The sequence below is a fragment of the Actinobacillus ureae ATCC 25976 genome, assembly GCF_000188255.1.
Classification (GTDB): domain Bacteria; phylum Pseudomonadota; class Gammaproteobacteria; order Enterobacterales; family Pasteurellaceae; genus Actinobacillus; species Actinobacillus ureae.
This window is the reverse complement of the sequence record NZ_GL831081.1, coordinates 356,278-379,505: the sequence shown is the minus strand read 5'-3', so window position 1 is coordinate 379,505 and position 23,228 is coordinate 356,278. Positions and strand designations below refer to the sequence as shown.

20 protein-coding genes, 4 pseudogenes and 1 other annotated feature are annotated in these 23,228 nt (G+C 41.3%); of the genes and pseudogenes, 20 read left to right on the top strand and 4 right to left on the bottom strand.

The window, feature by feature from the left end:
* Positions 1–235 precede the first annotated feature (235 nt).
* Complete coding sequence (locus tag HMPREF0027_RS09670) at positions 236–805, bottom strand: acetate uptake transporter (RefSeq protein WP_005624727.1); 570 nt, start codon at positions 803–805, stop codon at positions 236–238.
* 113 nt (positions 806–918) lie between these two features.
* Positions 919–1,968, bottom strand: a complete 1,050-nt coding sequence (locus tag HMPREF0027_RS09665; protein WP_005624726.1) for an extracellular solute-binding protein — start codon at positions 1,966–1,968, stop codon at positions 919–921.
* Between the two features lie 287 nt (positions 1,969–2,255).
* Between HMPREF0027_RS09665 and HMPREF0027_RS09660 the strand changes: the two are divergent.
* The 5 genes and pseudogenes from HMPREF0027_RS09660 (at position 2,256) to HMPREF0027_RS09640 (ending at position 7,311) form a co-directional block, all read left to right on the top strand.
* A pseudogene (locus HMPREF0027_RS09660) lies at positions 2,256–3,019 on the top strand (ATP-binding cassette domain-containing protein).
* A gap of 130 nt (positions 3,020–3,149) precedes the next feature.
* Positions 3,150–3,955 (top strand): annotated as a pseudogene (locus tag HMPREF0027_RS09655) (iron-siderophore ABC transporter substrate-binding protein).
* Positions 3,949–4,877, top strand: a pseudogene (locus HMPREF0027_RS12025) (iron chelate uptake ABC transporter family permease subunit). Before HMPREF0027_RS09655 ends, HMPREF0027_RS12025 begins: the two co-directional pseudogenes overlap by 7 nt.
* A 46-nt stretch (positions 4,878–4,923) precedes the next feature.
* Positions 4,924–6,927 carry a TonB-dependent siderophore receptor gene (locus tag HMPREF0027_RS09645; protein WP_005624716.1) on the top strand — a complete coding sequence of 668 codons (2,004 nt, stop codon included), beginning with the start codon at positions 4,924–4,926 and terminating at the stop codon, positions 6,925–6,927.
* 66 nt (positions 6,928–6,993) lie between these two features.
* Positions 6,994–7,311, top strand: a complete 318-nt coding sequence (locus HMPREF0027_RS09640) for a DUF2322 family protein (RefSeq protein ID WP_005624714.1) — start codon at positions 6,994–6,996, stop codon at positions 7,309–7,311.
* Positions 7,312–7,401: 90 nt separating this feature from the next.
* On the opposite strand, the gene HMPREF0027_RS09635 is transcribed toward HMPREF0027_RS09640, so the two are convergent.
* Positions 7,402–8,259 (bottom strand): phosphoribosylaminoimidazolesuccinocarboxamide synthase, encoded by an 858-nt coding sequence (locus HMPREF0027_RS09635; protein ID WP_005624711.1) that lies wholly within the window; start codon positions 8,257–8,259, stop codon positions 7,402–7,404.
* A 201-nt stretch (positions 8,260–8,460) separates the two neighbouring features.
* Positions 8,461–8,605 (top strand) — a sequence feature (His leader region).
* A gap of 46 nt (positions 8,606–8,651) precedes the next feature.
* Here HMPREF0027_RS09635 and hisG point away from each other — a divergent pair.
* From hisG to map, 14 genes and pseudogenes are all read left to right on the top strand, one after another.
* On the top strand, positions 8,652–9,551 hold the full coding sequence (hisG, locus tag HMPREF0027_RS09630) for an ATP phosphoribosyltransferase (RefSeq protein ID WP_005624709.1): 900 nt from the start codon (positions 8,652–8,654) through the stop codon (positions 9,549–9,551).
* A gap of 122 nt (positions 9,552–9,673) precedes the next feature.
* Complete coding sequence (gene hisD, locus HMPREF0027_RS09625) at positions 9,674–10,960, top strand: histidinol dehydrogenase (protein WP_044024509.1); 1,287 nt, start codon at positions 9,674–9,676, stop codon at positions 10,958–10,960.
* A 123-nt stretch (positions 10,961–11,083) separates the two neighbouring features.
* Entirely contained in the window at positions 11,084–12,136 is a 1,053-nt protein-coding gene (hisC, locus tag HMPREF0027_RS09620; protein ID WP_005624705.1) for a histidinol-phosphate transaminase, read from the top strand.
* Positions 12,137–12,259: 123 nt separating this feature from the next.
* Positions 12,260–12,711: pseudogene (gene tnpA / locus HMPREF0027_RS09615) on the top strand (IS200/IS605 family transposase).
* A gap of 118 nt (positions 12,712–12,829) precedes the next feature.
* Entirely contained in the window at positions 12,830–13,915 is a 1,086-nt protein-coding gene (hisB, locus tag HMPREF0027_RS09610) for a bifunctional histidinol-phosphatase/imidazoleglycerol-phosphate dehydratase HisB (protein WP_005624699.1), read from the top strand.
* 174 nt (positions 13,916–14,089) lie between these two features.
* A complete protein-coding gene (locus HMPREF0027_RS09605; RefSeq protein ID WP_005624697.1) occupies positions 14,090–14,548 on the top strand; it encodes a hypothetical protein in 459 nt (152 codons plus the stop codon).
* 78 nt (positions 14,549–14,626) lie between these two features.
* Positions 14,627–15,220, top strand: a complete 594-nt coding sequence (gene hisH, locus HMPREF0027_RS09600) for an imidazole glycerol phosphate synthase subunit HisH (protein WP_005624695.1) — start codon at positions 14,627–14,629, stop codon at positions 15,218–15,220.
* Positions 15,221–15,303: 83 nt separating this feature from the next.
* On the top strand, positions 15,304–15,765 hold the full coding sequence (locus HMPREF0027_RS09595; RefSeq protein WP_244261870.1) for an endonuclease domain-containing protein: 462 nt from the start codon (positions 15,304–15,306) through the stop codon (positions 15,763–15,765).
* An 87-nt stretch (positions 15,766–15,852) separates the two neighbouring features.
* On the top strand, positions 15,853–16,602 hold the full coding sequence (hisA, locus tag HMPREF0027_RS09590; RefSeq protein WP_005624691.1) for a 1-(5-phosphoribosyl)-5-[(5-phosphoribosylamino)methylideneamino]imidazole-4-carboxamide isomerase: 750 nt from the start codon (positions 15,853–15,855) through the stop codon (positions 16,600–16,602).
* Complete coding sequence (gene hisF / locus HMPREF0027_RS09585) at positions 16,584–17,357, top strand: imidazole glycerol phosphate synthase subunit HisF (RefSeq protein ID WP_005624689.1); 774 nt, start codon at positions 16,584–16,586, stop codon at positions 17,355–17,357. Before hisA ends, hisF begins: the two co-directional genes overlap by 19 nt.
* Positions 17,358–17,444: 87 nt before the next feature.
* Positions 17,445–17,588 (top strand): hypothetical protein, encoded by a 144-nt coding sequence (locus HMPREF0027_RS12020; RefSeq protein WP_005624687.1) that lies wholly within the window; start codon positions 17,445–17,447, stop codon positions 17,586–17,588.
* A 220-nt stretch (positions 17,589–17,808) separates the two neighbouring features.
* Positions 17,809–18,453, top strand: a complete 645-nt coding sequence (hisIE, locus tag HMPREF0027_RS09580) for a bifunctional phosphoribosyl-AMP cyclohydrolase/phosphoribosyl-ATP diphosphatase HisIE (protein ID WP_005624684.1) — start codon at positions 17,809–17,811, stop codon at positions 18,451–18,453.
* 120 nt (positions 18,454–18,573) lie between these two features.
* Positions 18,574–19,239, top strand: a complete 666-nt coding sequence (locus HMPREF0027_RS09575; RefSeq protein WP_005624683.1) for a 7-cyano-7-deazaguanine/7-aminomethyl-7-deazaguanine transporter — start codon at positions 18,574–18,576, stop codon at positions 19,237–19,239.
* A 106-nt stretch (positions 19,240–19,345) separates the two neighbouring features.
* On the top strand, positions 19,346–20,152 hold the full coding sequence (gene map / locus HMPREF0027_RS09570; protein WP_005624681.1) for a type I methionyl aminopeptidase: 807 nt from the start codon (positions 19,346–19,348) through the stop codon (positions 20,150–20,152).
* A gap of 68 nt (positions 20,153–20,220) precedes the next feature.
* Here map and uvrD read toward each other — a convergent pair whose 3' ends face one another.
* Positions 20,221–22,419, bottom strand: a complete 2,199-nt coding sequence (gene uvrD / locus HMPREF0027_RS09565) for a DNA helicase II (RefSeq protein ID WP_005624679.1) — start codon at positions 22,417–22,419, stop codon at positions 20,221–20,223.
* 181 nt (positions 22,420–22,600) lie between these two features.
* Here uvrD and HMPREF0027_RS09560 point away from each other — a divergent pair, with 181 nt between their 5' ends.
* Positions 22,601–23,071, top strand: a complete 471-nt coding sequence (locus tag HMPREF0027_RS09560) for an OmpA family protein (RefSeq protein WP_005624678.1) — start codon at positions 22,601–22,603, stop codon at positions 23,069–23,071.
* Positions 23,072–23,228: the final 157 nt, after the last annotated feature.

Below are 23,228 nucleotides of genomic sequence, written 5' to 3'. Positions count from 1 at the left end.
TCAGATCATTTTGGGGGCTTTTATCAAAAACATTTAGGTTTTTCATCGCTTTGCTCCTAGGTTTATTACGGGAAATAAACTATTACTGAGCGAATAATATACGCTTAGAATTTAATCTGGCAATGTTTTTGTTAAAAAAATGTAAAAAGTGTGAGGTGGTTCGCAAAAATTGAAGAAGATTAATTGGAGGCTAAAAATAAGGACGCCGTAGCGTCCTTATCGAGATAATTAACTCTTACTGTTTTGGTGCACCGATTGGTAATACTATGCGACCGAAGCTTTCGTTGATAATTTCTGCCGCTGCTAAGTAAAACGCTAATAAGGCTGTTAATAAACCGAAGTTACCACCGATGTGAGTAAGTGAGTGATCACCGGTGAAATCGCCTGCCGCTAATAAGTAGAAGGTGATGGTTAATGCTAAGAAGATTGCTTGTAATGCACGCGCTTTTGCTAATGTACCGATAAACATCATTAATGTGAATGTACCCCAAGCCACTAAGTACCAGCCAATGAACGGTGCAGTTACGCCTTCAGCGAAGAATACTTTGAATAATGCGAATGACCACCAGAAAGCACCATAGCTAGTGAATGCAGTGAAACCAAAAGTATTACCTTTTGAAAATTCAAACATACCAGCGATCATTTGTGCAGTACCACCGAAAGCAAAGCCCATTGCAAGTACTAAGCCTACGTTTTCGCCACCGAACGTACCGTTGTTGATTAAGCTAAGTAACCAAGTTGTTAATGCAAAGCCGCATAAACCTAATGGGCCCGGATTCGCAGTTAAAGAGTTATGATTTGACATTTAAGACCTCGAGTCATTGTTTAATGTTTAAGAAATTCGTCCTTCCGATTGGAAGGACGTTTGAGTTGCAAGAAATAACAAGCGGTTGTTATTTCTTCAAATTTTGCAAATAACTATTTGCCCGTTTTTAGCAAATTCCAGTATTTTTCGTAGATTTCAACGGCTTTGCCTACGTCTGCTTGCAAGATACCTTTATTAATTTCCTCTTTCGGCGGGAAAATTAACGGGTCATTGACAAGCTCTGGAGAGAGTAGACTTTTTACACCTTCATTCGGCATAGAAAAGCCCATAGTTTCGATTACTTCTTTCGCACTTTCAGGGTGTAATAAGAAATCGATAAATTTATGTGCCGCCTCTTTATTTACCGCACCTTTTGGAATGACATAGTTATCCATCCAAATCACGGCACCTTCTTTCGGGAACACAAATTTTAAATCCGGATTTTCACTTTTAGCACGGTGCGCAGAGCCGCTCCATTGCATCCCTACGGAAACCTCACCTTGTAAGTAAGGCATTTCCGGTGAATCCGAGTTAAAAACTAATACATTCGGAACTAATTTTTGTAAACGCTGATAAGCGCTTTGAATTTCTTGTTCGTTTTCGCTATTCGGTGATTTACCATCAAGTAATAAGGCAATATGAAACACTTCACGCGGATCGTTCATCATCAGCAATTTGCCTTTATACTCATCACGCCATAAATCGCCCCAGCTCGAAATCGTACTCGGATCAAAATCTTGTGAATTTACCCCGATACCGGTTAAGCCATACACATAAGGCAGAGAGTATTTATTTTCCGGGTCGAACGGTTTTGCCATCAATTCCGGTGTCACGTAATTTAAGTTAGTTAATTTAGTTTTATCTAACTCGGCAAGCATTCCTTCTTTCGCCATTTTGCCAACATAGTAGCTGGAAGGAAATACGATGTCATAACCTTTTGAATTTGAAAGTTTTAACTTCGAATACATTTCTTCATTACTTTCAAATGTCGAATAAATGACTTCAATTCCCGTTTCTTTGGTGAATTTTTCTAGCAGTGATGAAGGTACGTATTCTGTCCAGTTATAAACGTATAATTTCTCAGCAGCTTGTGCGGTAATTGCGGAAAATGCGAGGCTTAATACAGCAAGTTTTGCTAAAAATGCACGACCGAATTTAATCAATTTTTTATCCTCTGAAAAAGGCCAATAAAAAACTAGGCGTGATACCTAGTCCAAAAGCGCAGAATTATAGCGATAACTGTGCATAGTTTCTATAAATTGTCGTTAAAATTGTAAAATTTTTTATTTATTCGACTGCTTTGTAATTATTAGGTATATGTAAGAAAAATTTTGGCGAAGATTAATCTGAGTAATATATTAAAATCGATAAAACTATTTTAATGCTAACCATTTTTAACTATAATGAATTCCTTTTGCTTAGATTATTTTCTTTGTTATATGGAGCTATTGTGTTTTTAATTGAAAATGCGACTTTTGCAATTCCTTCTCGTACCTTACTCCACCCGATTTCTTTACGATTTGAGCAGGGTAAAGTGTACGGTTTAATTGGATATAATGGCTCAGGCAAATCTACCTTAATTAAATTATTAGCGAAACAAAATGCGTATCCGGCGGCAGAATTCTGTTTAATCAGCAAGAACTTAGCCGATGGTCATCACGAGATTTTGCCAAACAAGTCGCTTATCTTCCTCAACATCTCCCACAAGCTACCAATCTGACCGCCAGAGAGCTTATCGCCATGGGGCGTTATGCGTGGAACGGTTTATTCGGTTCTAATAAACAAAAAGATCATGAAGCCATCGAACGAGCCTTAGCGTTAACCCACACGGAACAGTTTGCCGAGCAGCTGGTAGATACGCTTTCCGGCGGTGAGCGTTCTTGCATTTGGCTGGCGATGTTATTGGCGCAACAAAGCAAATTTTTGCTGTTGGATGAGCCGCTTGCCGCCTTGGATATCGCTCATCAGGTAGAAGTGATGGAATTGGTCAAAAAATTGGCGCACGAGCTGAATTTAGGTGTGATTATCGTGATTCACGATATTAATTTGGCGGCACGTTATTGTGATCAGTTAGTGGCGTTGCATAGCGGCAAATTATTAGCGCAAGGTGATGCGCTTGATATTGTAAACAGCCCGAAATTAAAACAAATTTACGGCATTGATTTGAACGTGATCGAACACCCTGAAACCAAACGACCGGTGAGTTTTTATTGATGAAACACCTTATTTTTTACCACGAAACACACAGAAAAATACAGAAAATATTTATCGTATTTTCTGTGGGATTCCGCGTAATTCAGTGGTTAAAACGCTACAAGCGGTCGTTTTTACACTTTTTTTTGCAATGTCTTGTGGGGTGAAAGCAAAATCTTTTGCGACCTTGGATTGGACGGTTGCCGAAACATTAATTGCGTTGGGTGAGAAACCGGTGGCGGTCGGTGATGTAAAAAGTTATCAGCAATGGGTTAGTAAACCGGCATTACCAAATGACACTTTAGATCTCGGCGTGCGAATGCAACCGAATCCGGAACAGATTCTTGCCTTAAAACAGGACGATCACGATTTGCATTTTATTAATATCAGTTTTTACGCCCAAGCCACCGCTATGCTCGAGCCGTTTTCCTCCGTAACATTGGTAGATTTTTATAAGGAGGGAGATGCTTGGCAAAATATTGTGAATGCCAGCCGTAAAGTAGCATTTATTGCGGATAAACAAACGGAATTTGAGCAGCTCATGGCTAACTATTTGCAAAAAATTGGTGAAATTCGACCGCTTGTTCAGTCTTATTTGGAGCGCCCGATTACCTTGGTACAGTTTATTGATACACGCCATTTACGCATTTATGCCGCAAACAGTCCGTTTGGTGCGGTGTTATCACAACTCGGCTTTCGCAAAATGCATGGGGCTTTGAAACGATTGATGTCACTCAATTAGCTAAATTGGCAGAAAATAGCCGCTTAGTAGTGGTAAAACCATATCCTGCGAATATTGGTTCCGCCCTGCATTACAACACCTTGTGGCAACATTTAGCTATGGCAAAAGATCCGTTAATTTTACCGGCAGTGTGGACATTCGGTGGTATTCCTTCCGCTCAACGCTTTGCTGAAATTCTTGCTAAAGGATTATTGCACGGAGGCGAGCAATGGTAAAAGCGAGCAAATTATTATTCAGCGGATTAACCGTGCTATTTTTCGGACTGCTGCTGACCGTATTAATGCTACAACTGCCGGACGGAAGTGGGTTGGTTTCGTTATTTTTGCCAAGTGAAAATCTAGAACTACTGCTGATTCAAAGTTATAGTTTGCCTCGTATTGTGATGGCATTACTTGCCGGCGGAATTTTAGGTTTAGCAAGCTTGCTATTACAGCAAGTGATGGCGAACCCGTTAGCATCGGATAACACGCTGGGTATTAGTAGTGGTGCACAATTCGGCTTATTCGTTACAGCAATTTTTTTACTCTCGGAGCGTGCGTAGCCTTAATTGTATTATGTGCAATTAATCAGCGTAACGGCATGCTGCCTGAAAAAATATTGCTGACCGGTATCAGTCTCGCCGCATTGTTTGATACATTGCAACGTTTAGCGGTTGCCAGCGGCGATCCTCGAGCCAATCAATTGATTGCCTGGACATCCGGTTCAACCCAAAATGTGAGTAATGAATTGGCGATCGGCTTGCTAGCGGTCAGTTTTACGCTACTTTTTTCAAGTTTGATTTTCAGCCGTTGGCTCGCCTTACTGGCGTTACAAGCGCCGATGGCACAATCGCTCGGTTTAAATTTAAAACAGGTTCGCTGGTGTTTAATTTTATTTAGCGCGTTATTAACTGCGCTAGCGACCTTGGTTATCGGTCCATTAAGTTTTATCGGTTTACTTGTGCCGCAAATGGTGCGCTTTTTAGGGGTAAAAAAAGTCCCGCAACAGATTTTGATCTCAGCTTGTTTGGGCGGATTGATCATGTCGCTTTCCGATTGGCTCGGCAGACAGCTATTGTTTCCGTATGAAATTCCGGCAGGCTTAGTCGCCACATTAGTTGGTGGAACTTATTTCTTATTAATGCTAAGAAGAGTTTAACCTTCACAATTTAAAAAATTCTTAACCACATTTTAGGGTGAATAAAATGAAAAAAATATTTTTCTATTCGACAGTTGCTTCGGCAGTTGCCTTAGCAATCTCACCGGCAATCGCACAAGAAACCGCAGTATTGGATGAGGTGTCGGTGGTTGGTTCTGTTTCTAAAGCAGGTAAGGTGGAATATATGATACCTAAATCGGTATCTGTATTAACAGAAGAACAGATTAAAGAGAAAGGTTATAAACAAGCTGATGAAATTGGTCGTTATGAAGCAGGTATCTTAAGTCAGCCGTATGGAGGAGATATTGATACCCATGATTGGATTCGTATTCGTGGTTTTAGCCCAACTCTTCGCATTGACGGTACGGCAATATATAGCTTTGGTTTCTATCATTGGCAACCGAATATGTATGGCTTAGAAAGTATTGAGGTTGTGAAAGGTGCAGATTCTCTTACTTATGGTTCAGCACAAAGTGGTGGATTAATTAATCTAGTTAGCAAGCGTCCGACAAAAGAGCCGAAAGGGGAGTTGAAGTTTACGTTGGGAAATAGAAACGAGAGAGGTTTTTCAACGGATTATAGTAATGCTATTAGTGAAAATGTTCGTTTTCGTCTAGTCGGTGATTACAACCGAAGAGATGGTGAGCCGAAAGGCAGTTATATGGATGCTTATTACTTTGCTCCAAGTCTTTCGTGGGATATTAGTAAAAATACCAGTTTGACTTTATTAGCAAGTATTCAGCATGATAATGGTCGTCCAAGTTCAGGTTTTTTCCCTGCCGGTTATGAAAGATTATCTTCTTTAGGATTATCTAATCGTACTAACTTTGCAGAAAATGTACCGGAATATTTGCGCCGTAATCAATATTCTGTCGGTTATGAATTTACTCATAAATTTAGTGATGATTTAGTTTATCAGTCAAATTATCGCTATGCTTATAGCAATAAAGACCAATTTAGTGCTTCTATCGGTTGGGATGGTTCATCTTTAAGTACAATGACGGCAAGAGGAAAAACCTTTACGCATTCATTAGATAATCGCTTAAGTAAAACATGGGCGATAGATCGTGTTGAAAATATATTGACGGTCGGTTTCGATTACACGATTGGTAAAAACTATGCGGCAAACGGTTATGGTAGTGAAATATTAAGCAATTTATACGGTAATTATCCAACGGCGGTGCAACCGTTTGATGCAGTATCACCTTATGTAAATAAAGAAAAACAATTAGGCGTATATGTACAAAATCAATTCCGTTTTGACAATAAATTGCTAGTAAATTTAGGTGCTCGCCGTGATTTTGCAAAAGGTGATTATTATAGTACGTACGGTGATGAAGGGTATGATCTAAATCATAATAGCTACTCAGCCGGTGTAATGTACGTTACCGATTCAGGTTTATCTCCGTTTTATAACTATTCTGAATCTTTCCGCCCAATCTCAGGTTCTAATGTTAATGGGCACATAGTACGCTATAAGCCTTATGAAGGTTCGCAACATGAAGTAGGTTTTAAATATTTACCGAGTTTTGTTGATGGAACATTCTCTATTGCTTATTTTGATTTAAAAGAGAAAAATGGTTTGGTTCAGGGACAAGTGAACGGGCAAGTTATTCAATTGCGAACAGAGAAAGCCAAAAGTAAAGGTGTTGAATTACAAACAGATATGAAGCTGAATGATAATATTTCGGCATTATTAGCTTATACTTATACTGATGCTAAAGTAAATAATATACGTAAGGCGATTATTCCTCGTCATACATATTCAGCTTTCATGAATTACGCATTCACAAATAATACATTAGCTGGTCTTAAAGTAGGAGCGGGAGTTCGATACGTAGGTACAAGTACTAATGGTGTAATAGAAGAAAAAGTTCCGGCTTATACATTAGTGGACTTAATGGCTAAATATGATTTCAACAAGCATTGGGTTGCACAAGTTAATGTTTCGAATTTGAGTAACAAAAAATACATAAGTGCATGTGATACCTATTGGTGTTATATGGGAGAAGGACGCAAAGTTACAGCGAACTTAACCTACAAATTCTAATTTGCAAAACCTATCAAAAGAGCTGATAATTTCAGCTCTTTTTTATCATAATCATAAGGAAACAATATGCAATTTAAAGACTATTTAGCAACCTTCTCAGCGGTTGAGCATCTTGCCGGTTTAAATGTGCGTAATGCACAAGGGGAAGTGATTCATCATATTCCGGCAGTGGAAGGCAAATTGGGTTCACTTAAACTTTACAACGCTTTAGCGGAAAAATTCGATGGGAAATTAACCGCTTCAGCGGCACAACAAGGTATTGAATGGTTTGCCGAACACGTGGAAGATGCAAAACAAAATGCCGGTAAACACCCGAATATCGACTTATTATTTAAAGTCATTAACGAAGATTTAGCATTGACGCTTGAACCTGTTGCTAAGTAAGTAGTGTGAAGTAATTCATAAACGACAAGCGGTCGGAATTTGCAAAAAATTTGCAGAATCCGACCGCTTGCTTTTAGGGAAAACTGAGAACTATTTGGTTAATAAATCTAACGCTTCTTGGTATTTTGCCACGGTTTTTTCAATCACGTCTGACGGAACTTTCGGTGCTGGAGCTTGTTTATTCCAACCGCTGTTTTCCAGCCAGTCACGCACAAATTGCTTGTCGAATGACGGCGGATTTGTACCTTCTTGGTAAGTCTCCACCGACCAAAAACGGCTTGAGTCAGGGGTTAGCACTTCATCCATTAAAGTTAGTGTGCCGTTCTCATCTAAACCGAATTCAAATTTGGTGTCGCAAATGATAATGCCTTTAGTGAGCGCGTATTCCGCCGCTTCAGTATAAAGCGCAATCGCCGCGTCACGTACTTTCGTCGCCAATTCCGCACCGATTTGGCGTTCGCATTCTTCGTATGAAATATTGATATCGTGATCGCCCACTTCCGCTTTGCTTGACGGGGTGAAAATCGGTTGTGGCAATTTGCTTGCTTCCACCAAACCTTCCGGTAATTTTAAGCCGCAAATCGTGCCGGTTTGGTTATAGTCTTTTAAACCTGAGCCGGTCAAATAGCCGCGCACAATCGATTCGATTTTTACCGGTGTTAAGCGTTTACAAATTACGGCACGGTGCTGAATTGCTTCCGCTTCTTCTTTTGGTAAAATATCAAAAACAGAATCGCCGGTGAAATGATTCGGCATAATGTGTGCTAATTTTTGGAACCAGAAATTAGAAATTTGGGTGAGGATTTCGCCTTTACGAGGAATCGGATCATCTAAGATTACATCAAATGCGGATAAACGATCGGTGGCTACCATTAACATACGTTTATCATCAATTTCATAAAGATCACGTACTTTTCCCGAATAGATTTTTTTTAAGCTAATTTGCATGGTTAAAAATTCCTTTAGAACAAAAAATTAAGCGAATTATACTCTTTTACGCAAACGATTGCGAATTTATTCTAAAAGAAGAAATTTTTATTAAAAAAAAACTTGCAATCTATAAATTTTGAGCGTATTTTAAATAGCAACTCAACAAATTTATACGAAATTTTATATAAGAGAACCCATTATGAACTTCATCCGTACTCATCATCACCATCATTCAACCTGATATCTTTCGGGCATTTGAGTGTGGTCGGAAGATAGCAAATCTTCCGAGTACGTATAAAGCAAAATCGCATATCGCAGCAAAATACATAACCTCTCGGAAGGCAACTTTCGAGAGGTTTTTTATATCTAAAATTTAAACACAACCTTAAACACAACATAGGACAGACAAAATGATAACAACAAACCGTTTACGCATTGCGTTACAAAAGAAAGGGCGTTTAAGCAAAGATTGCAACGAATTACTCAAACAATGCGGGGTAAAAATTAACTGGAACGAACAGCGTTTAATCGCTTATTCGGAAAATATGCCGATTGAAATTTTACGGGTGCGTGATGACGATATCCCCGGTTTAGTTTTTGAAGGCGTGGTGGATCTCGGCGTGATTGGTGAAAATGTACTGGAAGAAGAGGAACTTGGTCGCCTTGCTCGAGGAGAGCAAGTCGAATATAAAAAATTACGCACCTTGGATTTCGGCGGCTGCCGCTTGTCGTTAGCGATTGATCGTGACCGCACTTATAACGGCGTGCAAGATTTTGTTAATTCACGCATTGCCACCAGCTATCCGAACTTACTCAAACGCTATATGAATGAAAAGGGCGTAGCATTTAAAAGCACCTTACTTAACGGCTCTGTCGAAGTCGCCCCTTCCGCCGGCTTAGCCGATGCGATTTGCGATTTGGTTTCATCCGGCGCGACCTTGGAGGCAAACGGCTTAAAAGAAGTGGAAGTGATTTATCAATCCAAAGCTTGCCTGATTCAACGTGCCGAACCGCTTTCAGCCGAAAAACAAGCGTTAGTCGATCGGCTACTTACCCGTATTCAAGGCGTACAACAAGCGGCGGAAAGTAAATACATTATGCTGCACGCTCCAAAAGATAAACTCAAAGAAATCACCGCACTTTTACCAGGTGTGGAAAACCCAACTATTCTCCCGCTCGCTAATGATTCTGCCCGTGTTGCGATGCACGTAGTCAGTCAAGAAAACTTATTCTGGGAAACCATGGAACAACTCAAAGAAATGGGTGCAAGCTCAGTGTTAGTGCTGCCGATTGAGAAGATGTTGGCTTAACCACGCACTTACGTACGTGGCTATGCATAGTGATGTCGCTCTGCGACAGAATACAGAATAAGGTTGCGGAGCAACCACACTATAAATAACCCCATATGTGAGTGTGGGGACTGGAGAACAATATGCAAACCCTAATTTGGAAAAACCTAACCGAACAACAACGCAAAGCAGCGCTGACTCGTCCTGCAATCAGTTCCTCGCTCAATATTCAACAAGCGGTTGACTCTATTCGTGAAAATGTACTGGCGAATGGCGACAAGGCATTATTTGAGCTGTCGGAAAAATTCGACAAAGTAAAATTGGATAGTCTTGTTGTTTCAAAAGAGCAAATTCAATCAGCAAGTGATCGTTTACCGGACGAGCTAAAACAGGCGATCAAAAATGCCAAATCGAATATTGAGAAATTTCACACAGCACAAATTCCGCAGCCGGTGAACATCGAAACTCAAGCAGGCGTGCGTTGCCAAGTAGTAACTCGCCCGATTAATCGTGTCGGCTTGTATATTCCGGGTGGTTCAGCACCGCTATTTTCCACCGTGCTAATGCTCGCTATTCCAGCCAAAATCGCAGGCTGTAAAAAAGTGGTGCTTTGCTCGCCCCCACCGATTGCCGATGCGATTTTATACGCAGCAGATCTCTGCGGAGTAGAAACTATTTACCAAGTGGGCGGTGCGCAGGCAATTGTGGCAATGGCATTCGGCACAGAAACCGTGGAGAAAGTAGATAAAATTTTCGGACCGGGCAACAGTTTCGTTACCGAAGCGAAACGCCAAGTTTCACAAACGGTAAACGGCGCAGCGATTGATATGCAAGCAGGGCCTTCGGAAGTATTGGTGCTTGCCGATGAATTTGCTGATCCTGATTTTGTGGCAAGCGACCTACTTTCCCAAGCGGAACACAGTGCAGATAGCCAAGTGATTTTAGTGACCTCAAGCGAAACGTTGGCAAAACAGACCGCACTTGCGATTGAAAACCAACTTGCAACATTACCGAGAAAAGAGACCGCTTGCAAAGCCCTAGAACATAGTCGAATTTTCATCGCCGAAAGTCTCGAACAAGCGGTCGAAATCAGCAATGAATACGCACCCGAACACTTGGTGGTTCAAGTGGAAAACGCCCACTCACTGCTCGATAAACTCGACAACGCAGGCTCGATTTTCTTAGGGGCATATTCACCAGAAAGTATGGGCGACTACGCCAGCGGCACAAACCACGTTCTACCAACCTACGGCTATACTCGTACCACATCTAGTTTAGGTTTAGCAGATTTCAGCAAACGCATGACCGTGCAAGAACTCACGCCACAAGGCTTTAAAGATTTAGCGAAAACAGTGGAAGTGATGGCAAGTGCCGAACAGTTGGAAGCGCATAAACAGGCGGTGTCGATTCGATTGGCGAAGATTGCCTAGGACGAGTCGTCCTAGGATCGATAATCCCAGCCCCACTTGGGGCTGAAAATTAGAAGATAAAGAGCCACAGAGTGGTTCGGATTAAGTAACCCCATACGACTCGTATGGGGAGGAAGGAAAAATATGCAAATCTCACAACTCTCTCGAAAAAATGTACAAGCCCTAACTCCATACCAATCGGCACGTCGCTTGGGGGGCAATGGCGATGTGTGGCTGAATGCAAATGAATATCCGACTTCGCCAAATTTTGATTTAATCAACCGTACTTTTAACCGCTATCCAGAGGCGCAACCTGCCGATGTGGTGAATGGCTACGCCCAATATGCAGGCGTAAAACCTGAAAATGTGATCGTGACCCGTGGTGGCGATGAAAGCATTGAGCTGATTATTCGAGCATTCTGCGAGCCGAGCGATAGCGTGCTTTATTGTCCGCCGACTTACGGAATGTATAGCGTATCGGCGGAAACTTGCGGTGTCGCACTCAAAATAGTGCCTTTAACTGCTGATTTTCAGCTTAATTTGCCTGAAATCGAACGCAATCTTGACAGTGTAAAAGTGGTGTTCGTGTGTAGCCCGAATAACCCGACCGGCACGTTCATCAAGCGGTCGGATTTGCTCAAACTTTTGCAAATTACCGCTGGGCGAGCGATTGTAGTTGTGGACGAAGCCTACATTGAATTTTGCCCCGAAGCGACAATGGTTAGTGAGCTTACTAACTTCCCGCATTTGGCGATTATCCGCACACTTTCCAAAGCCTTTGCCTTAGCAGGCTTGCGTTGTGGCTTTACGATTGCGAATGAAGAACTAATCGGTGTGCTACAAAAAGTGATTGCACCTTACCCGTTACCCGTACCAGTTTCCGACATTGCTGCCCAAGCCTTAACCGAACAGGGCTTAAATGAGATGAAGCAACGTGTGGCAAATGTATTAGAAAACCGAGCATGGTTAATCGAACAGCTTAAAACCATTCCAAACGTGATGGAAATTTTCGACACCGAAACCAACTACGTTCTCGTCAAATTCCAAGACGGACAAAAAGTGTTTAAAGCTCTGTGGGAAAAAGGCATTATCTTGCGTGACCAGCACAAAGCATTGGGATTGCAGAATTGTATTCGTATCTCGATTGGTACAAAGGAAGAATTGGAGAGAGTAGTAGAGGCAATCAAAGCAGTCTGATGCGGAGCATCAGCACTATGCGTAACCTAGTACGTAGTGCTAGGATATGAGCAAAAAACACGCACTAACGTACGTGGTTATGCATAGTAATGTCGCTCTGCGACATCGTTAAAAGGAGAAAATATGAACTATACCAGAAATCTATATCACATCATTTTTCGTACAAGATATGGCGTGCCGAGTATCGTAGAAGAAAATGAAGAATATCTTTATCGCTACATTTGGGGCTTTGTGCGAGAACATCATTCGGTGCTTTATAGAGTGAATGGTATGCCAGATCATATTCATCTTTTGGTGGAGCTGCACCCTACGCTTTCCGTAGCGGAATTTGTGCAGAAATTGAAAACCACACCCATAAATGGATTGATGAAAATAAGCATTTATTTCCTGAATTTTATGCGTGGTCGAGAGGATATTGTTCTTTGACCTATTGTGAACGAGATAAAGAAAAAATCATCAATTACATTAAAAATCAGAAAGAGCACCATAAAACGCAAAATTTTGTTGATGAAACCAAATTCTTACTTACTGAAGCAGGCATTGAAATCAACGAAAAATTTTTTGAAGACCTATAGCGATACAGAGTATCGCCACTATGCGTAACCACACACAACGTGTGTGGAATTTCCTAGCACTGACGTACTAGGTTACATATAGTGCCGCTACTCCGTAGCGTTGAGTACAGGAGCAAACATGACACAACCAACCCTATTCATCGACCGTGACGGTACGTTAATTGACGAGCCGAAAACTGATTTCCAAATCGACAGTTTGGAGAAACTTAAACTGGAACGTAACGTGATTCCTGCGTTGTTGAAATTAAAAGATCACTACAGTTTTGTGATGGTCAGCAATCAAGACGGTTTAGGCACGGAGTCGTTTCCGCAAGAAAATTTCGATAAACCGCACAATGCGATGTTGGATATTTTCCGCTCGCAAGGCATTGAATTTGATGTGATTTTGATTTGTCCGCACAAGCCAGAAGATAACTGCGATTGTCGCAAACCGAAGATCAAATTGCTGAAAAAATATATCGACAAAAAATTGTTCGATCCGAACCGCAGTTTTGTGATCGGCGACCGTGCCACCGATGTGCAATTGGCGGAAAACCTCGGCATTCAGGCGTTGCAATATCACCCTGAAAAATTGGATTGGGATCTGATTGTGGAAAAATTATTGCCAAAAACGACCGCTTGTGAACGCCAACCTCGCTATGCGGAAGTGGTTCGCACCACCAAAGAAACCGACATCAAAGTGCAGGTATGGCTGGACGAAACAAGCGTAAACCAAATCAGCACGGGCGTGGGCTTTTTCGACCATATGCTCGATCAAATCGCCACCCACGGCGGTTTCCGAATGAACGTGCAATGTAAAGGCGACTTGTGGATTGACGAACACCACACGGTTGAAGACACCGCCCTCGCTCTCGGCACGGCATTAAAACAGGCGTTAGGCGACAAACGTGGTATTCAACGTTTCGGCTTTGTGTTACCAATGGATGAATGTAAAGCGGAGTGTACTATGGATTTATCCGGTCGCCCATACTTCAAATTTAAGGCAAAATTCAAGCGTGAAAAAGTCGGCGATTTTAGCACTGAAATGACCGAGCATTTTTTCCAATCGCTCGCCTACACCCTAATGGCAACGCTCCACCTCAAAACCCAAGGTGACAACGACCACCACAAAATCGAAAGCCTGTTCAAAGTGTTCGGCAGAACCCTAAGACAGTGCATTAAAGTGGAAGGGAATGAATTGCCGAGTAGTAAGGGAGTGTTGTGATTTTTCACAAAACGTAAATAATGTGAACGGTAGGGACACACTGCGTGTGTCCGTCGTGAAAACGGAGCGTGATTTAAAATGGACGCACGCAGTGCGTCCCTACAATCATGTTGAAAAAGTGCGGTTGGGGTTTGCGAAGTTTTTAGCGAAATTTGACTATTTATAAAAAGGAAAATGATGTTACTTAGATATTATGAGTTAATTAGAAAATATATGGTTTCTGAACAATATAAATCAGATAAAAATACATCTGGATTTCAAGCAGTTATGGATATTATTGGAGATACATATCTTGCAATGTGTTCATATAAAAAAATCGATAAAAATCAGGTAGATAAATATCTTTCTTATGTGCATGTTTATGGGATATTAAATATTCTTGAATTACAACAAGATGCAATTAAGGCTATATATAAATGCTTACTAGATAGAAAATACAACCCTGATAAAGATAATGAATTAAAAGATATCAGGGAAGTTAGAAATAAAGAAACTTCTCATTCTGTTGAATATATTAGAAAAGAAGATAAATTCCAAGGCTATGGAATTATTCGATCTTCATTATCAATAGCTAGTTTTGAATATTATTCTTTTTCTGATAATTGTTCACATATACAAGTCAATATCATTTGAAATGATTGAACGTCAAGAAAAAAGATTAATTGAGCTTTTAGCTGAAATTTGTCAAGAATTAAATCTAAGAGAAGAGCAATGACCAACCTAATCATCATCAACACAGGCTGTGCAAACCTGTCATCGGTAAAATTTGCATTCGACCGTCTAGGGATTCAGGCGGAGATTAGTTGTGATTTAGACAAAATCAAATCAGCGGATAAATTGCTGTTGCCTGGGGTGGGGACGGCTGCGGCTGCGATGAAGATTTTGCAAGATCGTGATTTGATTGACACGATCCGCAACGCCACTCAGCCAATGCTTGGTATTTGTTTGGGTATGCAGTTAATGACGGAATTTTCTGCGGAAGGCGATGTGGGAACGCTTAACCTAATGAGTGGTAAAACCGAGTTAATCCCAAATACAGGTTTGCCGTTGCCACATATGGGCTGGAACAAGGTTCAATACCAAGCCGACCACCCATTATTTCACGGTATTGAACAAAATAGCCATTTCTATTTTGTGCATAGCTATGCGGTGTTGCCGAATGAAAACACCATTGCCACCGCTGATTATGGCGAGCCTTTCTCGGCTGCGATTGCGAGCAAAAACTTCTACGGCGTGCAGTTTCACCCCGAGCGTTCGGGCAAAAATGGCGCACAATTGCTGAAGAATTTTGTGGAGAATATCTAATTTTTCCCCTCGCCCACTTGTGGGAGAGGGTGGAGAAAATCCGTAGGATTTTCGGAGGGAGAGGGAATATTTGTAAAATTTTGATGAAATCAGACCGCTTTTCCTCTCTCTGCCTGTGGATTCTGAGCGAATCCTTCGGCTGTCTCTCTCCCATAAACGGACGAGAGGAAAATTTAGTAAGTGAGACAAATATGCGGGAAAAGGAAACAAAGCAACTGCGTCAAAATGCTAAAAATTTACGTTCCAATATGACGGAAACAGAATGGACGTTGTGGTATCACTTACGTGCAAAATGTTTCTGCGGTGTAAAATTTTATCGACAAAAGATTGTGGGAAATTATATTGCAGATTTTCTCTCTTTAAATCCTAAATTGATTATTGAGCTAGATGGTTCACAGCACGCAGAACAAATGGAATATGACCGTATTCGTACGGCATATTTGGAAGAACAAAATTTTACCGTTATTCGTTTTTGGAATTATGAGGTCTTGAGAAATATAGATATGGTGTTAGATGTCATTTTTGATGTTATACACCAAAACTAACCCTCTCCCTCCGAAAATCCTTAACGGATTTTCTCCACCCTCTACCGCAAGCGGACGAGGGAAAGTATAAAACAGGAAACAAACACAATGAAAAAATCGATAATTATCCCCGCCCTTGACTTGATTGACGGCAAGGTGGTGCGGTTACATCAGGGCGATTATGCCAAGCAGACCACTTATTGCAATAATCCGATTGAGCAGTTTGCTAACTACCTTGCACAGGGGGCGGAGCAGTTGCATTTGGTGGATCTGACGGGAGCGAAAGATCCTGCGAAAAGACAGACCGCACTTATTGGAAAGATTATTGCGGAAACAAATTGCCAAATCCAAGTGGGCGGTGGTATTCGCACCGAGCAGGATGTGGCGGATTTATTGGCAGTGGGGGCAAATCGTGTGGTAATTGGCTCAACGGCGGTGAAAGATCGAGCTATGGTCAAAGGCTGGTTTGAAAAATACGGGGCGGAAAAATTCGTACTGGCGTTAGACGTGAACATTGACGCAAGCGGTCAAAAAATCATTGCGATTAGCGGTTGGCAGGAAGCGAGTGGTGTATCACTCGAAGAGCTGATCGAAGATTATCAAGCGGTCGGATTACAGCAAGTTTTATGCACCGATATTTCCCGAGATGGCACGCTGGCTGGCTCGAACGTGGATCTTTACCGTGAAATCTGTGCCAAATACCCTGAAATCCAATTTCAATCATCAGGCGGAATCGGCTCGCTTGCCGATATCAAGGCATTAAAAGGCACAGGCGTGGCGGGCGTGATCGTAGGGCGTGCGTTATTAGAAGGTAAATTTAATATGGTGGAGGCAATCGAATGTTGGCAAAACGGATAATCCCTTGTTTGGACGTGCGTGATGGGCAGGTGGTTAAGGGCGTGCAGTTCCGCAATCACGAAATTATTGGCGATATCATACCGCTTGCACAACGCTATGCGGAAGAAGGGGCGGACGAGTTGGTGTTTTACGACATCACCGCTTCATCGGACGGTCGCACGGTGGATAAAAGCTGGGTGGAACGTGTGGCACAAGTGATCGATATTCCGTTTTGTGTGGCGGGCGGAATCAAAACTCTTGAGGATGCAGAAAAATTATTCGCTTTCGGCGCAGACAAAATTTCGATCAATTCGCCCGCACTTGCCGATCCGAATTTGATTACCGCATTGGCAGATCGCTTTGGCGTGCAAGCCGTGGTGGTAGGGATTGATAGTTGGTTTGAAAAAGAAACCGGCAAATATTGGGTTAACCAATACACTGGCGATAAAAAACGTACTTGCCAAACCAACTGGCAATTGCTCGACTGGGTGCAAGAAGTACAAAAACGTGGGGCGGGTGAAATCGTGCTAAATATGATGAATCAAGACGGTGTTCGTAACGGCTACGATTTAACTCAACTCACATTAGTACGTGAAGTGTGTAACGTGCCGTTAATCGCTTCTGGCGGTGCAGGCGAAATGGTGCATTTCCGTGATGCGTTTGTTGAAGCAAATGTAGATGGCGCATTGGCGGCGAGCGTGTTTCATAAGCAGATTATCAATATTGGGGAACTTAAAGTTTATCTTGAGAAAGAGGGCGTGGAGGTTCGCCGATAAATACTTGAAAAAATAATATTAGCCCCAATCTGAATTAAGCCAATTAATTTTTGTATAAGCATTAAATAATTTATATAGAGGTTTTATATGAATGAAAAAGATAGATTTCATTTTAACATACTAAAAAGTATGGCTTTAGGGGATAATAATGCATTTGATAAGATTGCATTAATATTTGATTTTGATGAGCATCAAATCAACATTTTATGCGATGTTTTTGAAGAAATTTGAACAGTGCGCCTTTACTTATGGTGAATTAGAACAACGATTAAGAGAAACATTGCGTTTAAATTATCAAGATCTAAAAACGATAATCCATTGTTTATATGATGATCATAGATATGTGGATGTTATTGGAACTTATTTGAGAAGTAATAAAAATATTATGAGTAACCTTTCTTCAGAATATATTTCTATTGCTAGAGAATTAGGTATTTAAATAGGAAAATAAATGCAATTACATAAAATTAATTGGCAAAAAGTCGATCAATTACTCCCCGTCATTATCCAACACTTCCAAACCAGTGAAGTGCTGATGTTGGGCTATATGAACCAAGAAGCGTTAAATAAAACCATCGCTGAAAAAGTCGTAACTTTCTACTCCCGCACCAAACAACGTTTGTGGACAAAAGGCGAAACGTCAGGGAATTTTTTAAATGTGGTGGATATGAGTTTGGATTGTGATAACGATACGTTATTGATTTTAGTTAATCCAATTGGACCGACTTGCCATACGGGCGAGGGGAGCTGTTTCCACCAATTTGAAAGCCAATCCGAAGGCGATTGGACGTGGTTTGCCAAATTGGAACAAGTACTTGCCGAGCGTAAATATGAGGATCCGGAAAGTTCTTACACCGCAAAACTGTATGCCAAAGGCGTGAAGAAAATCGCTCAAAAAGTGGGGGAAGAAGGCGTTGAAACCGCATTAGCAGCGGTGTCGCAAGATAAAGAAGAAGTGGTGAGTGAAGCGGCGGATTTAGCCTATCATTTAACCGTATTATTACATTCGATGAATCTTGAATGGGGCGATGTGATTGCTAAATTAAAAGAGCGTCATCAAGGTATAGGGCTTCATCCGGAAGGTTCAAATAAATAATACAAGCGGTTAGATTTTGTAAAAAATTTGCAAAATTTGACCGCTTGCGTATAATTCGCCCCTCAAAATTGGTTGCCGAGTTCCCTTACCTCGGCTTTTTTATTTTTAAAAAGGAACAATATGAACTTTCAAATTGATTTTTCAGACGCACAAAAGCGTCGTTCTCTCGTTTTACTTTCCCTTTTTCATATCTTTATTATCGCTATCAGTAACTATTTGGTGCAGATTACTTTTGAGGTAAAAATTCCGTTTACCGACATTGTGATTCCAACCACATGGGGCACATTTACTTTCCCGTTTGTGTTTTTGGCGACGGATTTAACCGTACGAGTATTTGGTGCAAGTCTTGCCCGTAAAATTATTTTTGTCGGTATGTTACCGGCGTTACTGATTAGTTATGTGATTTCGGTGCTGTTTTTTGAGACGCAATTCCAAGGTTTTAATGCGTTAAGCGAATTTAATCTGTTCGTGTTTCGTATTGCTTTAGCCAGTTTCTGTGCTTATGTGGTGGGGCAGTTATCGGATATTGTGGTGTTTAACCGCTTACGTCAGGGCAAAACGTGGTGGTTGGCACCGATGTGTTCGACCATTTTCGGTACCTTGATTGATACCTTCTCTTTCTTTGTAGTAGCGTTTTATAAAAGTGATGACGCTTATATGGCGGAACATTGGTTCACCATCGGTACGGTGGACTATGCGTTTAAACTGTTTGTCAGCTTGTTGCTGTTTTTACCGTTGTACGGCGTATTACTAAATTATTTAGTCAAAAAATTTAAACTGAAATAGTCGTTTGGGGATTATGCCGAAAAAAGGTATAATCCCCTTACTTTTTTCTGCGTATTTGCAAGAAAATTGAGAAATTTAACCGCTTGAATTAAGAAGAGAGAACAGCATGGGCAAGATTCCATTAAGAACTGAAGAAGAGATTGAGAAATTACGTGTCGCTTGTAAATTAGCCTCTGACGTATTGGTAATGATTGAGCCGTATGTGAAAGAAGGTGTAAGTACCGCAGAATTAGACCGTATTTGCCACGAATATATCGTAAACGAACAGCAGGCGATTCCGGCGTGTTTAAACTATCACGGCTTCCCGAATGCAACTTGTATTTCATTGAACGAAGTGGTGTGCCACGGTATTCCGAGTGCGGATCGTAAATTGAAAAAAGGCGATATTTTAAATATTGACGTAACGGTAATTAAAGACGGTTACTACGGCGATAACTCGAAAATGTATGTGGTCGGCGAGCCGAGTATTCGTGATAAACGTTTAATTGAAGTGACGTTAGAATCGCTTTATATCGGTTTACGTACGGTAAAACCGGGCATTCGTTTAAAAGAAATCGGTAAAACTATTCAGCAATATGTGGAAAAACAAGGTTTCTCTGTGGTGCGTGAATACTGCGGGCATGGTATCGGTACCGAATTCCATTGTGATCCGCAAGTGCTTCACTATAGCTCGGATGACGGTGGAGTGGTGTTACAAGAAGGTATGGTATTTACCATTGAGCCGATGGTGAATGCGGGTAAAAAAGAAATCCGCAATATGCCGGACGGTTGGACGGTGAAAACTAAAGACCGTAGCCATTCAGCACAGTTTGAACATCAAATTGTGGTAACCAAAGAGGGCTGTGAAGTAATGACGATTCGTGATGAAGAAATTGCCGAAGGTCGCATTTCTCGCATTATGAAAAACGTTTAATAGTGATAAATAAAAAATCCGCCGTAAGCGAAAACCTACGGCGGATTTTTTTATTTAGCGATGGCTCATTAGAGTTTTTCAAGATTTGCCATTTTGGCAATCAACCATTTAATGCCATTCCCAGCAAAGGCGATTTGTAAACGGGTTGCTTCGCCGTTGCCTTCCACATTAACAATCGAGCCTTGTCCGAATTTAGCGTGCTGCACTTTTTGTCCCATTTTCCAGCTATTGTCTTCTAAACAAGAAGCGGTCGTTTTTACTGAATTTTTTGCAAAAGGTGTGCTTTGGGTAAAATTTACCGCACGGTTGATAGAGCCTCTTAAACGTACTTCGCGAATATGTTGTTCAGGCAATTCGGCAATAAAACGAGAGGCGATATGACGCTCTTCTTTGCCGTATAAACGTCTAAGTTCAGCATAACTAATCGTCAATTTTTTCTTCGCTCGGGTAATGCCGACGTAAGCCAAACGGCGCTCTTCTTGTAGTCTGCCTTCATCAAAGCTCATCCCACTCGGGAAAATGCCTTCTTCCACGCCCACCATAAATACACGGGGGAACTCTAAACCTTTTGCCGAATGTAACGTCATTAATTCGACATAATCTTGATGCGGAAAGGCTTGCGCTTCGCCGGCTTCTAATGAGGCGTGAGTTAAAAATGCGGTGAGATCCGACATTTCTTCCGCTTCGTCAGGCTTGCTGAATTGCTTGGTAGCGGTGACCAACTCTTCTAAGTTCTCGATACGAACTTCGCCTTTTTCCCCTTTTTCTTGTTTATACATTTCGTATAAACCGGATTTTTTAATCACAAAATCGGTTTTTTCAAACAGTGGCATTTGCTCGGTTTCTTGTTCGAGCGCATTAATCAATTCGACAAAACGGAGTAAGGCAGAAGCGGCTCTGCCGGACAGTTGTTCTTCCTGTACCGCCACTTGAATCGCCTGCCATAAGGTTATTTGGCGATTACGGGTAATTTGACGAATCGTGTCTAACGTGCGTTCGCCAATTCCTCTTGGCGGTGTGTTAATCACACGTTCAAATGCCGCATCATCTTGGCGATTCGCAATCAAGCGTAAATAAGCTAACGCATCTTTGATTTCTTGGCGTTCGAAGAAGCGCATACCGCCGTAAATACGGTAAGGAATATTAGCTTGAATTAATGCTTCTTCAATCACACGAGATTGGCTGTTGCTACGATATAACACCGCACATTCGTTTAGGCTGCCTTCGTCTTCTTTCCATTGTTTGATTTGTGAGGCAACAAAACGAGCTTCGTCCAATTCGTTGAAAGCACAATAAATTTCAACCGGATCGCCATCGTCTTGATCGGTCCATAAATTCTTACCTAAACGGTCTTCGTTATTAGAAATTAACTCATTGGCGGTTGCTAAAATATGTCCGGTTGAGCGGTAATTTTGCTCAAGACGAATAGTTTCCGCTTTTTGGTAGTCATTTAAGAAACGCTGAATATTTTCAACCTGCGCACCACGCCAGCCGTAAATCGATTGGTCGTCATCGCCGACAATCATCACGTTACCAGTTTCACCGGCCAGTAAGCGGATTAAGTCATATTGAATATTGTTGGTATCTTGGAACTCATCGATCAAAATCTGCTGAAAACGTTGCTGATAGCGCTGCAAAATCGGCGGTTTGTCTCTGAAAAGTTCATAAGCTCGAATCAATAATTCGGCAAAATCTAACAAACCTGCACGATCGCAGACATCTTGATAGATTTGGTAGATTTGGACTAATCTCTTCTCATTCGGATCGTTATGATGATCAATATCTTTTGGGCGTTTTCCTTTATCTTTTTGCGCACTGATATACCACGCCACGTGTTTCGGTGGGAAATGCTTTTCATCAATATTGTGCAGCTTTAATAAACGTTTAAGTAAACGTTGCTGATCCTCACTATCCATAATTTGGAAATCTTGTGGCAGATTAGCGTCAAGATAATGCGAACGTAACAAGCGGTTAGCAATGCTGTGGAACGTGCCGACCCACATCCCGAACAAGCGGTGATGGCTGCTGGAAGAAAGGGTATGTTCGATACGATGGCGCATTTCCGCCGCCGCTTTATTAGTAAAGGTTACTGCCAGGATATTTGATTCCGGTACGTTTTCTACACCGATTAACCACGCAATACGATGTGTCAGCACCCGTGTTTTACCGGAACCGGCTCCCGCCAATACTAAATAATTGCCCAACGGCGCAGCGACAGCCTCTCGCTGCTTATCATTTAAACCGTCTAATAATAAAGAAAAATCCATTACCGCCTCGTATTCAATTAATGTTTGTTTATACAGTTAATCCTATTATAGATCAAAGCGGTTAAATTTAGCGAAAGTTTTGCAAAGAGTTTGGAACTTTTTTTGATTTAGACTTACTATAGAGCGTCATTTATATTGACGAATTTTTAACTCCCTTTCTTGTTTTATAAGGACATATACAATGATCAAGAACGTAGCAAAAATTTCGGCTGTAACGGCAGCTAAACTACTTTTAGCGGGCTGCTTTAGTGCAAGCAGTTTAAACCGAGATGCACAGGCTCCGGTAGCTCCACAAGTTGCTCCAGTAGTTGAAGAAACGGTTACACCGGCAAAAGAATACACATTAAGCGGTGATTTTTTATTTGATTTTGACAAGTCGAATCTAACCGCGAAGGGTAAAGCGACATTGAATAATATTGCACAAGAAATTAAAGCATCAGGTGCAAAAAAAGTAGCCATTACCGGTTATACAGACCGTTTAGGTTCTCCTGCATACAACCAAAAACTTTCACAAGAACGTGCAAATTCAGCAAAAGCATATCTTGTAAATCAAGGTGTAAAAGCTCAGATGAAAGCTGTTGGTCGTGGGGAAGCTAACCAAGTAAAATCGTGCTTGAAGCCTAATCGCCGAGTACACATTAAAGCAGAATAATATCTGTTTTATCTTGTCAATTTTAAATTCAATAATGTATTAATTTTATTGGTTTTTTTCTTCTTTTTACCCGCCTTCCAATAAGGCGAGTATATCATATTGATTGTAAATTTATTATATACAAGTGATTGGATCAACCTTTTGTGATCTGCCCCCC

Coding starts and splice junctions, on each gene's coding strand:
- HMPREF0027_RS09670 (WP_005624727.1), bottom strand. CDS start 805: ATGTCAAATCATAACTCTTTAACTGCGAATCCGGGCCCATTAGGTTTA.
- HMPREF0027_RS09645 (WP_005624716.1), top strand. CDS start 4,924: ATGAAAAAAATATTTTTCTATTCGACAGTTGCTTCGGCAGTTGCCTTA.
- HMPREF0027_RS12020 (WP_005624687.1), top strand. CDS start 17,445: ATGAATGAAAAAGATAGATTTCATTTTAACATACTAAAAAGTATGGCT.
- HMPREF0027_RS09575 (WP_005624683.1), top strand. CDS start 18,574: ATGAACTTTCAAATTGATTTTTCAGACGCACAAAAGCGTCGTTCTCTC.
- hisH (WP_005624695.1), top strand. CDS start 14,627: ATGACCAACCTAATCATCATCAACACAGGCTGTGCAAACCTGTCATCG.
- hisB (WP_005624699.1), top strand. CDS start 12,830: ATGACACAACCAACCCTATTCATCGACCGTGACGGTACGTTAATTGAC.
- HMPREF0027_RS09560 (WP_005624678.1), top strand. CDS start 22,601: ATGATCAAGAACGTAGCAAAAATTTCGGCTGTAACGGCAGCTAAACTA.
- HMPREF0027_RS09605 (WP_005624697.1), top strand. CDS start 14,090: ATGATGTTACTTAGATATTATGAGTTAATTAGAAAATATATGGTTTCT.
- hisC (WP_005624705.1), top strand. CDS start 11,084: ATGCAAATCTCACAACTCTCTCGAAAAAATGTACAAGCCCTAACTCCA.
- hisG (WP_005624709.1), top strand. CDS start 8,652: ATGATAACAACAAACCGTTTACGCATTGCGTTACAAAAGAAAGGGCGT.
- HMPREF0027_RS09635 (WP_005624711.1), bottom strand. CDS start 8,259: ATGCAAATTAGCTTAAAAAAAATCTATTCGGGAAAAGTACGTGATCTT.
- uvrD (WP_005624679.1), bottom strand. CDS start 22,419: ATGGATTTTTCTTTATTATTAGACGGTTTAAATGATAAGCAGCGAGAG.
- HMPREF0027_RS09595 (WP_244261870.1), top strand. CDS start 15,304: ATGAAATCAGACCGCTTTTCCTCTCTCTGCCTGTGGATTCTGAGCGAA.
- hisD (WP_044024509.1), top strand. CDS start 9,674: ATGCAAACCCTAATTTGGAAAAACCTAACCGAACAACAACGCAAAGCA.
- hisIE (WP_005624684.1), top strand. CDS start 17,809: ATGCAATTACATAAAATTAATTGGCAAAAAGTCGATCAATTACTCCCC.
- hisF (WP_005624689.1), top strand. CDS start 16,584: ATGTTGGCAAAACGGATAATCCCTTGTTTGGACGTGCGTGATGGGCAG.
- hisA (WP_005624691.1), top strand. CDS start 15,853: ATGAAAAAATCGATAATTATCCCCGCCCTTGACTTGATTGACGGCAAG.
- map (WP_005624681.1), top strand. CDS start 19,346: ATGGGCAAGATTCCATTAAGAACTGAAGAAGAGATTGAGAAATTACGT.
- HMPREF0027_RS09640 (WP_005624714.1), top strand. CDS start 6,994: ATGCAATTTAAAGACTATTTAGCAACCTTCTCAGCGGTTGAGCATCTT.